10 protein-coding genes are annotated in these 13,410 nt (G+C 68.0%); 8 read left to right on the top strand and 2 right to left on the bottom strand.

Going from position 1 to position 13,410, the window contains the following annotated elements; translation table 11 throughout:
- Positions 1-56: 56 nt before the first annotated feature.
- Together HV701_RS00580 and HV701_RS00575 are read right to left on the bottom strand one after the other, a co-directional pair.
- Positions 57-1,628 (bottom strand): ABC transporter substrate-binding protein, encoded by a 1,572-nt coding sequence (locus HV701_RS00580; RefSeq protein WP_175131214.1) that lies wholly within the window; start codon positions 1,626-1,628, stop codon positions 57-59.
- A gap of 228 nt (positions 1,629-1,856) precedes the next feature.
- On the bottom strand, positions 1,857-2,351 hold the full coding sequence (locus tag HV701_RS00575; RefSeq protein ID WP_175131213.1) for a MarR family winged helix-turn-helix transcriptional regulator: 495 nt from the start codon (positions 2,349-2,351) through the stop codon (positions 1,857-1,859).
- A gap of 371 nt (positions 2,352-2,722) precedes the next feature.
- On the opposite strand from HV701_RS00575, the gene HV701_RS00570 reads away from it, so the two are divergent.
- The 8 genes from HV701_RS00570 to HV701_RS00535 are packed head-to-tail and all read left to right on the top strand — an operon-like array spanning position 2,723 to position 13,383.
- Positions 2,723-4,948, top strand: coding sequence for an indolepyruvate ferredoxin oxidoreductase subunit alpha (locus tag HV701_RS00570; RefSeq protein WP_175131212.1), 2,226 nt, complete (start codon positions 2,723-2,725; stop codon positions 4,946-4,948).
- Between the two features lie 11 nt (positions 4,949-4,959).
- Positions 4,960-6,504, top strand: a complete 1,545-nt coding sequence (locus HV701_RS00565) for an indolepyruvate oxidoreductase subunit beta family protein (RefSeq protein ID WP_175131211.1) — start codon at positions 4,960-4,962, stop codon at positions 6,502-6,504.
- A gap of 21 nt (positions 6,505-6,525) precedes the next feature.
- Positions 6,526-7,503, top strand: a complete 978-nt coding sequence (locus HV701_RS00560; RefSeq protein WP_175131210.1) for a PDR/VanB family oxidoreductase — start codon at positions 6,526-6,528, stop codon at positions 7,501-7,503.
- Positions 7,504-7,530: 27 nt separating this feature from the next.
- On the top strand, positions 7,531-8,844 hold the full coding sequence (locus HV701_RS00555; RefSeq protein WP_175131209.1) for an aromatic ring-hydroxylating dioxygenase subunit alpha: 1,314 nt from the start codon (positions 7,531-7,533) through the stop codon (positions 8,842-8,844).
- Entirely contained in the window at positions 8,841-9,332 is a 492-nt protein-coding gene (locus HV701_RS00550) for an aromatic-ring-hydroxylating dioxygenase subunit beta (protein ID WP_175131208.1), read from the top strand. Before HV701_RS00555 ends, HV701_RS00550 begins: the two co-directional genes overlap by 4 nt.
- Before the next feature lie 9 nt (positions 9,333-9,341).
- On the top strand, positions 9,342-10,973 hold the full coding sequence (locus HV701_RS00545; RefSeq protein ID WP_175131207.1) for an AMP-binding protein: 1,632 nt from the start codon (positions 9,342-9,344) through the stop codon (positions 10,971-10,973).
- Complete coding sequence (locus HV701_RS00540; RefSeq protein WP_175131206.1) at positions 10,970-12,145, top strand: thiolase family protein; 1,176 nt, start codon at positions 10,970-10,972, stop codon at positions 12,143-12,145. Before HV701_RS00545 ends, HV701_RS00540 begins: the two co-directional genes overlap by 4 nt.
- The gene (locus HV701_RS00535) at positions 12,142-13,383 is read left to right on the top strand and encodes an SDR family NAD(P)-dependent oxidoreductase (protein ID WP_175131205.1); all 1,242 of its coding nucleotides are present in this window, start codon (positions 12,142-12,144) and stop codon (positions 13,381-13,383) included. Before HV701_RS00540 ends, HV701_RS00535 begins: the two co-directional genes overlap by 4 nt.
- Positions 13,384-13,410: the final 27 nt, after the last annotated feature.

Here is a 13,410-nt window from a genome sequence, read left to right as displayed (position 1 = left end):
AAAGGCAGGACGGCGAAACCCCGCGGGGCTTCGCTGTCTGTTTAGCCGGGGCGGGGTCAGTCGACCTTGACCCAGTCGGCAACGAGGCGGTTGTCGGCGCGGTGGATCACCGACACGTTCTTGCGCATGGCCCAGGGAATGACCTGGTCGTGCAGCGGGATGTGGCCGAATTCCTGGGCGTGGACTTCCAGCACTTTGCGGATGTCGGCGTCGCGCTTGGCCGCATCGGTCTCGGTCTTGATGCGATCGATGATCGCGTCCAGTTCCTTGTTGCTGTAGTTGCCCAGGTTGTACATGCCGTCCGCGCCCTCGCCCTTGGTGCGGATCAGGTTCTGCAGCGTGTACATGGCGTCGAACGTCGGCACGCCCCAGCCGAACAGATAGGCGCTGGTGTCGGCGCTCTGCACCTTGGGGAAGTAGGTCGAACGCGGCATGGCGTTCATGCTCGCCTTCACGCCCACCTTGGCCCACATGCCGACCACGGCCTGGCAGATCGCTTCGTCGTTGATGTAGCGGTTGTTGGGGCAGTCGAGCGTGAAGTTCAGGGTGCCGTCGTAGCCGGCCTCCTTGAGCAGGGCGCGGGCTTTCGCGGGGTCGTAGGGCACGCGCTTGTGCAGCGATTCGGTCCAGCCGTGGACCTGCGGCGCGATCATGGTGCCGGTGGGCGCCGACAGGCCGCGCATCACGGCGCGCTTGATGGCGTCGACGTCGATGGCGCGGTACAGCGCCTCGCGCACGCGGATGTCCTGGAACGGGTTCTTGCCCTTGATGTTCGAGTACTGCAGCTCGGGACGCTTCTGGTCCAGGCCCAGGTAGATGGTGCGGTATTCATTGCCCTCGACCACCTTGGCCGACTGGCGCAGGCGGTCCAGGTCCTGCGCGGCCGGATCGAGCACGAAGTCGATCTCGCCCGACAGCAGCGCGGCGGTGCGGGTGGCGTTCTGCTTGATCGGCGTGAACACCACTTCGGTGACGTTGCCGACCTTGTTGGCCTTGTTCCACCAGTCCTTGTTCTCTTCGAACACGGTGCGCACGTCGACTTCGCGCGACTTCAGCTTGTAGGGGCCGGTGCCGTTGGTGTTGCGCGCGCCGAAGGTGTCTTCCTTGTTGACGAAATCCTGCGGCTTGGCGATGTTGTTCTTTTCCGACCAGGCCTTGTTCATGATGAACACGTTGGGCAACTGGCGCAGCAGCACCGGGTTGGGCGCGGAGGTCTCGATCTCGACCGTCAGGTCGTCGATCTTGCGCGCTTCCTTGATGCCGGTGGTATAGGCCTTGTAGTTCGAGGTGGGCGCCATGGCGCGGTGCACCGAGAACACCACATCGTCGGCAGTGAAGGCGGCGCCGTCGTGGAACTTGACGCCGGGGCGCAGCTTGAAGCGGTAGAGCGTGGGCGAAACCTGCTGCCATTCGGTTGCCAGGCGCGGCACCACCTTGAAGTCCTTGTCGTAGTCCACCAACGGCTCATACACGTAGCTGTTGGCGGCGATCGTCATGCCTTCGTTCTGCGAGTGGGGATCGAAGGTGAGGATGTCGCCCTGGGCGGCCCAGCGGAAGGTCTTGGCCTGCCCGATCGAGGGCGCGGCCACGGCGGCGGCGATCGCGATAGCAATCAAAGTGCGGCGCATAGATTCAACTCCTGACAGTAGTCTGAATATCGGCGCGATATTGCCTAGCGCCAGGAACCCCGTCAATTAAGGGTTTATGCGTAGCGGAGGGGGTTTTCACAGGGAAAACCTATTCAGGGACATATATGAATATGAGAAAAAAAACGCTGCTCCCCGAAAGTGAACAACGTTTGCCCGGCCAAAAAGCCGCCGTCGAGCTTCCGGGCCGGGGGCGGGCCGTGTACGCGCCTATTCGTCGGTATCCAGCGGCAGGTCCAGCGGCACGTGTTCGGTCATCAGCAGCCGCAGCATGTCGATCAGCAAGGCCGCCTTGTCCTCGCCGAACGGCGCCAGCACCGCCTTCTGGTGCTGCATGGCCTGGCCGCACAGCGCGGCGATCAGGTTGCGGCCCTTGGTGGTGATGACCACGCGCGTCTGGCGGCGATCGGCGCGCACGCCCGTACGCGCCACCAGACCTTCGGCTTCCATGCGCTGCACCACCTTGCTGAGGGTCGGCTGCTTGGTGATGGCGAGCACCGCCAGATCGCCGATGGTCTCGCCCTGGCTGCCTTCCAGGCTGGCAAGCACCCGCCATTCGGTCACCGACAATCCGGCCGCCTTGACCTGCTGATGGAATTCCGCCGAGATGCGCTGGCTGGCCTGCGCCAGCAGGTAGGCCAGGTAGTCGTCGACGAAGCGCGCGCCGCCGCCCTGGGTACCTTCGCCCTGCTTGTCCGACCGCATGTTGTTCCGCTCCCACGCATCAATATTGAATGGACGACCCGAGGCCGGCAGGCGCATTGCACCACGTTGGCGCGGGCGCGCGCCATGACGCGGCGCAATGCTGTTGCGCAGCACAGGGTATACCCCGAAGCGCAACCCGTTTTTGCACCATCAAAGCGCCTTTTTCGGGCGCTCGGGATAGAGAACAACCAGTATATACACCCTTGTTTTAGCGTGATATTTTTTTGATTCCATGAAATTTCATCTTTTTTGTTGACAGCTAAAACGTTGACTCCTAAAGTATTTTTCAGGGCGAAATTTCGTGACATGGCGTTGCTGCTAAGCAGCATGGCTGCGGGACCCGGATGCCGGTCCGCGTAGAGGAGTTCGAGATGGCTGAAAGGTCTTTCAAGAAAGAAGTCCAGCAGTTGCGCATCGGCGCGGGCGAAGAGTTCCGCGGCGAAGGCATTCTCGCGGTCACCAAGGCGCTGCTGCAATCCGGCGTGGGCTATGTGGCGGGCTACCAGGGTTCGCCCATCTCGCACCTGATGGACGTGCTGGCCGACGCCAACGACATCCTGCAGGAACTGGGCGTGCACTTCGAGGCCAGCGCTTCCGAGGCCACCGCCGCCGCCACGCTGGCCGCCTCGGTCATGTATCCGATCCGTGGCGCGGTCACCTGGAAATCCACCGTCGGCACCAACGTCGCCTCGGACGCGCTGGCCAACCTGGCCTCGGGCGGCGTCACCGGCGGCGCGCTGGTGATCGTCGGCGAAGACTACGGCGAAGGCTCGTCCATCATGCAGGAACGCTCGCACGCGTTCGCCATGAAATCGCAGATCTGGCTGCTCGATCCGCGTCCCAACCTTGAAAGCATGGTCAAGGCGGTGGAAGACGGCTTCGCGTTGTCGGAAGCCAGCAAGACGCCGGTGATGCTGCAGCTGCGCATCCGCGGCTGCCACGTGCATGGCCGCTTCATCGCCAAGGACAACCAGCGGCCGGCGTTTTCGCTGGCCGAGGCGCTGGAAAACCCGGCGCGCGACACCAGCCGCATTGTGCTGCCGCCGGCCTCTTTCCTGCACGAGCAGGAAAAAATCAAGGAACGCTGGCCCGCCGCCATCCGCTATATCAAGGAACACAAGCTCAACGAGCACTTCGACGGCGACCAGGACGACATCGGCCTGATCCTGCAAGGCGGCCTCTACAACGGCGTGATCCGCGCCCTGCAATTGCTGGGCCTGGCGGACAACTTCGGCAACAGCCGCATTCCGCTGTATGTGATGAACGTGGCCTACCCGGTGATCGAGGACGAGGTCATCGATTTCTGCCGCGACAAGCGCGCCGTGCTGCTGCTGGAGGAAGGCCAGCCCGATTACCTGGAGCAGGCCCTGCACGCGGTGCTGCGCAAGGCCGGCGTCGATACGAAGCTGTCCGGCAAGGACGTGCTGCCGATGGCGGGCGAATACACCACCCAGGTGATGCGCGACGGCCTGCGTGAATTCCTCAAGCGCGAGCGTCCGGAATCGCTGCAGACCCATCCGGCCGTGGCCGCCGACAGCGGCGCGGCGCAACCCGCGCTGCAGGTCACCGAGATCACGCGGCCCAAGCCGGCGCCGCGCCCGGCCGAACAGCCCATCACTTTCCACAAGCACGTCGCGGAACTGGCCGCCGTGGTGCCGCCGCGTCCTGCCGGCTTCTGTACCGGCTGTCCGGAACGGCCGATCTTCTCGGCCCTGACGCTGGCGCAGGAGACGCTGGGCCAGCATCATATTTCCTGCGACATCGGCTGCCACCTGTTCTCGATCCTGCCGCCCTTCAACCTGGGCGCCACCACCATGGGCTACGGCCTGGGCGCCTCCAGCGCCGCGGCCTTCAACGTGCCGGCGGCCAAGCGACCGATCTCCATCATGGGCGACGGCGGCTTCTGGCACAACGGCCTGGCCTCGGGCATCGGCAATGCGGTGTTCAACAAGTACGACGGCGTCATCGTCATCGTCGACAACTTCTACGCCTCGGCCACCGGCGGGCAGGACATCCTGTCCTCGCGCGCCGAGAATCCGGATCGCTCCACCAATAACCCCATCGACCAGGCCGTGCGCGGCGTGGGCGTGAAGTGGGTGCGCACGCTCGACCGCACCTACGACGTGGCCAAGGTACGCGCCACCATCGAGGAAGCGCTGACCACCGACATCAAGGGCCCCAAGGTCATCATCGCCCAGTCCGAATGCATGCTGAACAAGCAGCGCCGCATCAAGCCGCTGTTCAACCAGGCGGTCAAGGCCGGCAAGCGCGTGGTCAAGGAACGCTTCGGCGTCGACCCCGACGTCTGCACCGGCGACCATGCCTGTATCCGGCTGTCCGGCTGCCCGTCGCTGACGGTCAAGGACAGCGGCGATCCCCTCAAGGAAGACCCGGTGGCCCACGTCGAGAGCAGTTGCGTCGGCTGCGGCAACTGCGGCGAAGTGGCGCACGCCGCCGTGCTGTGCCCGTCTTTCTACCGCGCCGACATCGTCCACAACCCCAGCGGCCGCGACCGTTTCCTGGCGCGCCTGCGCCAGGGCGTGATCGGCTACCTGCAGCGCCGCCGCGAAGCGCGCCTGGCCAAATTCGCCCTGTGAGGACCCGCCCCATGAACCCGGTGGCATTGCAGCAAGGCACTCCCATCAAGATCGCCATCCTGGCCATGGGCGGCCAGGGCGGCGGCGTGCTGGCCGACTGGATCGTCGACATGGCCGAGCACGCCGGCTGGTGGGCCCAGACCACCTCGGTGCCGGGCGTGGCCCAGCGCACCGGCGCCACCATCTATTACCTGGAACTGCTGCCCGAGGCCGACGTGGACCGCGCCGGCCGCGCGCCCGCGCTGGCGTTGATGCCCACGCCGGGCGACGTCGACCTGGTGGTGGCGGCCGAGCTGATGGAAGGCGGCCGCGCCATCCAGCGCGGTCTGGTCACGCCCGACCGCAGCGTGCTGATCGCCTCGTCGCACCGCAGCTACGCGGTCAGCGAGAAATCGGCGCCGGGCAACGGCATCGCCGATCCCAACAAAGTGCTGGAAGCCGGCCGCGCCGCGGCCCGCCGCTTCCTCTGCTTCGACTTGCAGGAACTGGCCGACCGCGCCGGCAGCGTCATCAGCGCCAGCCTGTTCGGCGCCGTGGCCGGCAGCGGCGCCTTGCCGTTCTCGCGCGACGATTTCGAGGCCACCGTGCGCCGCGCCGGCGTCGGCGTGGACGCCAGCCTGCGCGCCTTCGCGCTGGGCTTCGAGGCCGCCGCACAGGCGCCGGCGCAACCGGCCGCAATCGACCTGACGCGCCCCGTGCCCGCCGTGCCCGAACGCGCCGCCAGCCCGCGGGCACAGGCATTGCTGGACCGCATCACCCGCGACTTTCCCGCCTGTGCGCAGCCACTGCTGACGGCCGGCGCGCGCCGCCAGATCGAGTTCCAGGATCTGGCATACGCCGAAGACTACCTGGCCCGCATGACCGCGATCCGCGAACTGGACGCGCGCCATGGCGGCGAATCGAAGCAATGGGCGCTGACCTGTGCCGCCGCGCGCTACCTGGCCACCGCCATGGCCTACGACGACGTCATCCGCGTGGCCGACCTGAAGACGCGCGGCACGCGCTTCGAACGGGTGCGCGCCGAGGTCGGCGCCAAGCCCGGCCAACTGGTCTACACGACCGAATTCATGCACCCGCGGCTGGAAGAGATCTGCGGCACGCTGCCGGCCGGCCTGGGCCGCTGGCTGGAACGATCCAAGGCCTTCGGCGGTTTCGTCGAGCGCCGCCTGGGCAAGGGCCGCCGCATGCAGAGCGGCACGCTGGGCGGCTTCCTGATGCTGTACACGCTGGCCGGCATGCGCCGTTTCCGCCGCCGCACGCTGCGCCACCAGATCGAATCCGAAGGCCTGGCGCAATGGCTCGACCTGATCGCCAGCCTGGCGCCGCGCGACTACGACCTGGCGGTGGAAACCGTGAACTGCCGCCGCCTGGTCAAAGGCTACAGCGACACCCACGTGCGCGGCGGCGGCAAGTACCGCCAACTGATCGCGGCCGCCGCCAAGCTGGCGGGCCGGCCGGACGCGGCGGCATCGCTGCGCGCGCTGCGCCAGGCCGCGCTGGCCGACGAGAAATGCGGCCCCCTGGAACGCCAACTGGCCGAGAAACTGGCCGCCTGACACCGAGATAGAGACGACGCCGTGCAAACCCTGAAACTCATCGTCCGTGAAGTGCGGCAGGAATCGCCGCTGATCCGCTCGCTGCGCCTGGCGCGCGAGGATGGCGGCACCCTGCCCGCTTTCGGCCCCGGCGCGCACCTGAAGGTGAGCGTGCCAGGCCTGCGCGAACCGCGCTGCTATTCGCTGGTGCAACTGACGCCGGAAGCCGGCCGCTTCGCCGAACCCGTCGAGTACCGCCTGGGCGTGCGGCTGGAGCAAGCCAGCGCGGGCGGCTCGCGCCACATGCACGGCCTGGCGGTTGGCGACACACTCAGTGCCGAAGGCCCCAAGAACGATTTCCCGCTGCACGAAGGTCCGGCCGGCGACGAGCCGGTGCTGCTGATCGCCGGCGGCATCGGCATCACGCCGGTGGCGTCCATGGCGGCGGCGCTCAAGGCCGCCGGCCGCGCCTTCGAACTGCACTACAGCGGCCGCAGCCGCGACCAGCTAGCGTTCCTACCGGAGCTGCAGGCGCTGGCCGGCGACGCGCTGGTGCCGCATGCCGATGACGACGACGCCTGCCGCTTCGACCTGAAGGCGCTGCTGGACGCCGCCAATCCGCGCCAGCACCTGTATGTGTGCGGCCCCAAGGGCCTGATCGACGCCGTCATCCAGGAAGCGCGCGCGCGCCACTGGCCCGACGCCCACATCCATTTCGAGCTGTTCGCCACCGCCGCGCCGCAGGCCGGCGACCAGCCCTTCGAGGTCGAGCTGCGCCAATCCGGCCGGGTGCTGACCATTCCCGCCGACAAGACCATCGTTGACGTGATGGAAGAGGAAGGCTGCGACCCGATGTACGACTGCAAGCGCGGCGAATGCGGCGTGTGCCAGGCCACGGTGCTGGAAGGCGAGCCCGACCACCGCGACTACTACCTGTCGGATACCGAGAAAGCCAGCGGCAAGATCATCCAGATCTGCATCTCTCGCGCCAAGTCGGCGCGCCTGGTGCTGGACCTGTAGCGGCGGGCGCGAGACGAGGAGACCCCCATGGCCAAATACCGCGACAACCCCGACGCCATCCGCGCGCTGCTGCGCGAGACCGAGGTGCACAAGGACCTGTTCATCGACCCCGAGCTGTTCGACCTGGAGATGGAACGGTTGTACGCCAACACCTGGGTCTACGTCGGCCACGACAGCCAGGTGCCCAACCCGGGCGACTACATCACCACTACCGTCGGCAACCAGCCGGTGGTGATGGTGCGCCACAGCGACCGCTCGGTGCGCGTGCTGCACAACCGCTGCCCGCACAAGGGCACCATGGTGGCGGGCGACGCCTGCGGCAACACCGGCAAGTTCTTCCGCTGCCCGTATCACGCCTGGACCTTCAAGACCGACGGCAGCCTGTTGTCGATTCCGCTGAAGAAGGGCTATGAGAACACCGGCCTGGAACAGTGCGAGGCCAGCCAGGGCATGGCGGCGGTGAAGGACGTACGCAACCACCGCGGTTTCGTGTTCTGCCGCCTGAATCCCAACGGCCAATCGTTCGAGGACTTCTTCGGCGACGCGTTGTCGACGCTGGACAACATGGTCGACCGCTCGCCCGAGGGCCGGCTGGAAGTGGCCGGCGGCGTGCTGCGCTACATGCACCGCTGCAACTGGAAGATGCTGGTCGACAACCAGACCGACACCTGCCACCCGATGGTGGCGCACGAATCGTCGGCCGGCACCGCGGTCAAGGTGTGGGAGCAGGCGCCCGCCGGCACGCCCAAGCCGATGGCGGTGGAACTGTTCGCGCCGTTCATTTCGCCCTACGAATTCTTCGAGAACATGGGCATCCGCGTCTGGGAAAACGGCCACGGCCATACCGGCGTATCCGATTCGATCCACGCCGCGTACTCGGGCGTCCCCGGCTACTGGGAATCGATGGTCGCGGCCTATGGCGAGGAGCGCGCGCACCAGATCCTGGGCGACGTGCGCCACAACACGGTGTACTTCCCCAACATCATGGTCAAGGGCCCGATCCAGACCCTGCGCGTGTTCAAGCCGATCGCCGCCGACCGCACCCTGGTGGAGTCGTGGACCTTCCGCCTGGTCGGCGCGCCTGACCTGTTGCTGGAGCGCACGCTCATGTACAACCGCCTGATCAACGCCCCCACCTCCGTGGTCGGCCACGACGACCTGGAGATGTACGAACGCGCCCAGGACGGCCTGCAATCGCGCGCCCGCGACTGGGTCAATGTCGGCCGCCTGTACGACCCGGCCGAAGCCGGCCAGAAAAACGTCACCACCAACGGCACCAACGAATGGCAGATGCGCAACCAGTACCGCGCATGGGGCCGCTACATGACGGAGCAGGCATGAGCTTGAGCGACCGCGACCTGATCGATTTCGTCTACGCCGAGGCGCGCCTGCTTGACGAACTGCGCTTCGAGGACTGGCTCGACCTGTACACCGACGATGGCTACTACTGGATGCCCCTGGCGCACGACCAGACCGACGCCCGGCTGCACGCCTCGCTGATGTATGAGGACAAGCTGCTGCTGCGCGTGCGGGTCGAGCGGCTGGCGGGCCAGCGCACGTTCTCGCAGCAACCCAGGAGCCGCTGCCACCACCTGTTGCAGGCGCCCACCATCGAGCGCGATCATCCCGAATCGGCGCCCGGGCAGGGCCGCCACGTGCTGCGCACCGCCTTCCATTACGTCGAGACGCGGCAGGACACGCAGACCCTGTACGCCGGCTGGGCCACGCATCATCTGGTCGAGCAGGACGGCGCGCTGCGCATCCGCCTCAAGCGCGTCGACCTGGTGAATTGCGACGCCGCCTTCGGCAACATCCAATTGTTCATGTAGGAGCGGCTTGTGAGCACCACCGTCCACCAGGCATTCCTGGACACCGCAGCGCGCCACGGCGCCCGCCCCTTCCTGTGCATCCTGCCGGAAACCGCCGCCATCTATGGCATCGGCGCCGGCGAGCTGAGCTATGCGCAGGCGGCCAGCGCCATCGAAACGCTGCGCGCGGCCTATGCGCGCGCCGGCTACGGTCACGGCCATCGCGCCGGCCTGTTGCTGGAAAACCGTCCGGCCTTCTTCCTGCACTGGTTCGCGCTGAACGCGCTGGGCGTGTCGGTGGTGCCGATCAATCCCGACCTGCGCGCGGCGGAACTGGAATACCTGACCGGCCACTCCGAGATCGCGCTGGCCGTGGCCCTGCCCGAGCGCCACGCCGACCTGCTGGCCGCCGCCGAGCGCGCTGGCCGGCCGTTGCGCGTGATGGGCCCGGACGACGCGCCGCCCGCGGCGCCCTTCCCCGCGCCGCTGGCAGGCGAACCCGACGAGCTGAGCGAATGCGCGCTGCTGTACACGTCCGGCACCACCGGCCGCCCCAAAGGCTGCATTCTGCCGAACCGCTACTTCCTGCACGCGGGCGGCTGGTACGCCCGCATCGGCGGCCTGGCCGAACTGCGTCCCGGCGAGGAACGCATGCTGACGCCGCTGCCGCTGGTGCACATGAACGCCATGGCCTATTCCGCCATGGCCATGGTGCTGACCGGCGGCTGCCTGATTCCGCTGGATCGCTTCCACCCCAAGACCTGGTGGGACAGCGTGCGCGACTCGGGCGCCACCGTGCTGCACTACCTGGGCGTGATGCCGGCGATCCTGATGAAGGCCGAGCCGTCGCCGCGGGACAGGCAGCCGGCGATACGCTTCGGCTTCGGCGCCGGCGTTGACCGCAAGCTGCACCAACCGTTCGAGGAACGCTTCGGCTTCCCGCTGCTGGAAGCCTGGGCCATGACCGAGACCGGCGCCGGCGCGGTCATCATCGCCAACCAGGAACCGCGCCACATCGGCAGCAGCTGCTTTGGCCGCGAGGAAGACGACGTGCTGGTGCGCATCGTCGCCGATCATGGCGCCGAGGCCGCGGCGGGCGAGCCGGGCGAGCTGCTGGTGCGCCATGCCGGCAAAGACCCGCGCTACGGCTTCTTCGCCGGCTACCTGAAGGACGCCGACGCCACCGCCCAGGCGTGGGAAGACGGCTGGTTCCATACCGGCGACATCGTCCGGCGCGAGGCCGACGGCGCGCTGCGCTTCGTCGATCGCAAGAAGAACGTGATCCGCCGCAGCGGCGAGAACATCTCGGCGGTGGAAGTCGAAAGCGTGCTGTTGCAGCATCCGCTGGTCAAGGCGGTGGCGGTGGCCGCCGTGCCCGACCCGGTGCGCGGCGACGAGGTGCTGGCCTGCGTGGTGGCCGAAACGCCGACCGCCGACGCGGCCGCCCGCGCCGGCGCGGCCCGCGACATCGTGCAATGGAGCCTGCAGCAACTGGCCTACTACAAGGCGCCCGGCTACGTCGCCTTCGTCGACAGCCTGCCGCTGACCACCACCAACAAGATCCAGCGCGGCGAGATGAAGGCGCTGGCGCCAACCCTGCCGGGAACGGCCTGCTGCGTCGACACCACCGCCATGAAGAAACGCCAGGAGCCGGCCCGATGAGCGCGCCGCGCGCCCGCTACGACGGCGTGGTGGCGGCCCTGCCCGTCAGCATTCCCTACGAGCGCTACTCCACCCATGCCGCCCACTGGTGGCTGGGCCGCGCGCTGGGCGCGCTGATCCGCCAGGCCGGCATCGCCAAGACCGACATCGACGGCCTGTGCGTGTCCAGCTTCACGCTGGCGCCGGACACCGCCGTGGGCCTGACGCAGCACCTGGGCATGAGTCCGCGCTGGCTCGATCACATCCCCATGGGCGGCGCCAGCGGCGTGGGCGCCCTGCGCCGCGCCGCGCGCGCGGTGCAGGCGGGCGACGCCGGCATCGTCGCCTGCATCGCGGGCGACACCAACCAGGTCGACTCGTTCCGCAACACCGTCAGCCAGTTTTCGCGCTTCGCCCAGGATGCGGTCTATCCGTACGGCGCGGGCGGCCCCAACGCCAGCTTCGCGCTGCTGACCGCGCACTACATGCGCAGCACCGGCGCCACCCGCGAAGACTTCGGCAAGGTCTGCGTGGCGCAGCGCGACAACGCCCTGCGCTATCCGCACGCGCTGATGAAAAAACCGCTGACGCTCGGTCAATACCTGGACGCGCGCGTCATCACCGACCCGATCCACCTGTTCGACTGCGTCATGCCGTGCGCCGGCGCCGACGGCTTCCTGGTCATGCGCGAGGACCGGGCGCGGGCGCTGAACCTGCCCTACGCCCGCATCCTGTCCACCATCGAGCGCCACAACGCCTGGATCGAGGATCCGATCCAGACCCGCGGCGGCTGGACCATGGACATCGACGAGCTCTACGGCATGGCCGGCGCCGCGCCGGCCGACATGGATTTCCTGCAGGCCTATGACGACTACCCGGTCATCAACCTGATGCAGATGGAAGACCTGGGCTTCTGCCCCAAGGGCGAGGCGCCGGCGTTCGTGCGCGCCAATACCTTCACCGTCGACGGCAGCTTGCCCTTCAACACCAACGGCGGCCAGCTGTCGGTGGGCCAGGCCGGCGCTGCCGGTGGCTACCTCGGCCTGGTCGAGGCGTTGCGCCAGTTGACCGGCACGGCCGGCGGCACCCAGGTGGCCGACGCGCGGCTGGGCCTGGTCAGCGGCTTCGGCATGATCAACTACGACCGCGGCCTGTGCACCGCCGCGGCCATCCTGGCCAGGAGCGACGCATGACCGAGCCGCTAGCCAAGCCGCCGCGCAAGAATCCCGTGGCGCGCACACGCCAGCCGACCCTGCCGCCCGGCGCCCGCAGCCGCGCGGCGCTGGGGCTGACGGCCGCGGCCGCCGAAGGGCGCTTCGAACTGCAGACCTGCGCCGATTGCGGCGCGGTGCAATACCCGCCGCGTGAAGTCTGCGGCCATTGCCTGTCGGAACGCCTGCCGTGGCGGCCGGTGGACCCGCGCGGCGAACTGCTGGTCAGCACCACCCTGCACCACAGCAACGACCTCTATTTCCGTGAACGCCTGCCTTGGCGCGTGGGCACGGTGCGCATGGACGCCGGCCCGTCGGTGGTGGCGCACGTGCACCAGGACTGCGCCGACGGCGCCCGCGTGCGGCTGGCGCTGAAGCTCGATCGCAGCGGCCAGGCCGTGATGATCGCCCTGCCCGAAAGGAATACGCCCAACATGGAAGACGACAAGACCTTGCGCGAGACCTCGTGCGATCCGAAGTTCCGCCGGGCGCTGGTCACCGACGGCAAGTCGGCGGTGGGCCTGGCGGTGGCGCGCGCGCTGCTGGACGCCGGCAGTCCCACGGTGTTCGTCGGCGACCCGCAGACCTGGCGCCGCGATGCCGCCTTCGACGCGCTGGCGGCCGATCCGCGGGTGCAGGTGCTGGCGCTGGACGTAACCGACAGCGACGCGGTCGAGCGCGCGGCCGCCTCGATCGGCGGCAAGGTCGAGATCCTGGTCAACACCGCCGACCAGGAGCGCGAAGGCGGACTGCTCGGGCGCAAGGATGTCAACACCGCGCGCGACGCCCTGGACGTCAACGTGCTGGGCCTGATGCGGCTGGCGCAGGGCTTCGGCCCGGCGCTGTGCGGCCGCGCCGCCGACGGCGTCAACAACGCCACGGCCTGGGTCAACGTGCTGTCGATCTACGCCCACGTCAACCTGCCGGCGCGCGGCATGTGGTCGGCCTCCAAGGCCGCCGCGCTGTCACTGGCGCAATGCCTGCGGGCGGAAATGCGGCCGGCCGGCGTGCGCGTGGTGAATGTGTTTCCGGGTCCGGTGGACCATGAGTGGGAGCAGCGCACACCGCCCCCGCGCGTGGCCCCCGCGGCCATCGCGAACGCCATCGTGCGCGCACTGAAGGAAGGCCTCGAGGACGTGTACGTCGGCGACGTGGCGCAGGAATTCCGCGCGCGGCTGGCGGAGAACCCCAAGGGACTGGAACGGGAACTGGGCGCCTGACGCCCCCGACACGCAAACCAAAGGAGC

It is taken from the genome of Achromobacter pulmonis (assembly GCF_902859765.1).
Classification (GTDB): Bacteria; Pseudomonadota; Gammaproteobacteria; order Burkholderiales; family Burkholderiaceae_B; genus Achromobacter; species Achromobacter pulmonis.
Note: the sequence above shows the minus strand (reverse complement) of the source record. Positions and strands in the feature narration are given on the sequence as shown.

Bases quoted from the DNA above. Each gene is read 5' to 3' on its own strand.
- HV701_RS00565 (WP_175131211.1), top strand. From the start codon at position 4,960: ATGAACCCGGTGGCATTGCAGCAAGGCACTCCCATCAAGATCGCCATC.
- HV701_RS00540 (WP_175131206.1), top strand. From the start codon at position 10,970: ATGAGCGCGCCGCGCGCCCGCTACGACGGCGTGGTGGCGGCCCTGCCC.
- HV701_RS00535 (WP_175131205.1), top strand. From the start codon at position 12,142: ATGACCGAGCCGCTAGCCAAGCCGCCGCGCAAGAATCCCGTGGCGCGC.
- HV701_RS00555 (WP_175131209.1), top strand. From the start codon at position 7,531: ATGGCCAAATACCGCGACAACCCCGACGCCATCCGCGCGCTGCTGCGC.
- HV701_RS00575 (WP_175131213.1), bottom strand. From the start codon at position 2,351: ATGCGGTCGGACAAGCAGGGCGAAGGTACCCAGGGCGGCGGCGCGCGC.
- HV701_RS00580 (WP_175131214.1), bottom strand. From the start codon at position 1,628: ATGCGCCGCACTTTGATTGCTATCGCGATCGCCGCCGCCGTGGCCGCG.
- HV701_RS00550 (WP_175131208.1), top strand. From the start codon at position 8,841: ATGAGCTTGAGCGACCGCGACCTGATCGATTTCGTCTACGCCGAGGCG.
- HV701_RS00570 (WP_175131212.1), top strand. From the start codon at position 2,723: ATGGCTGAAAGGTCTTTCAAGAAAGAAGTCCAGCAGTTGCGCATCGGC.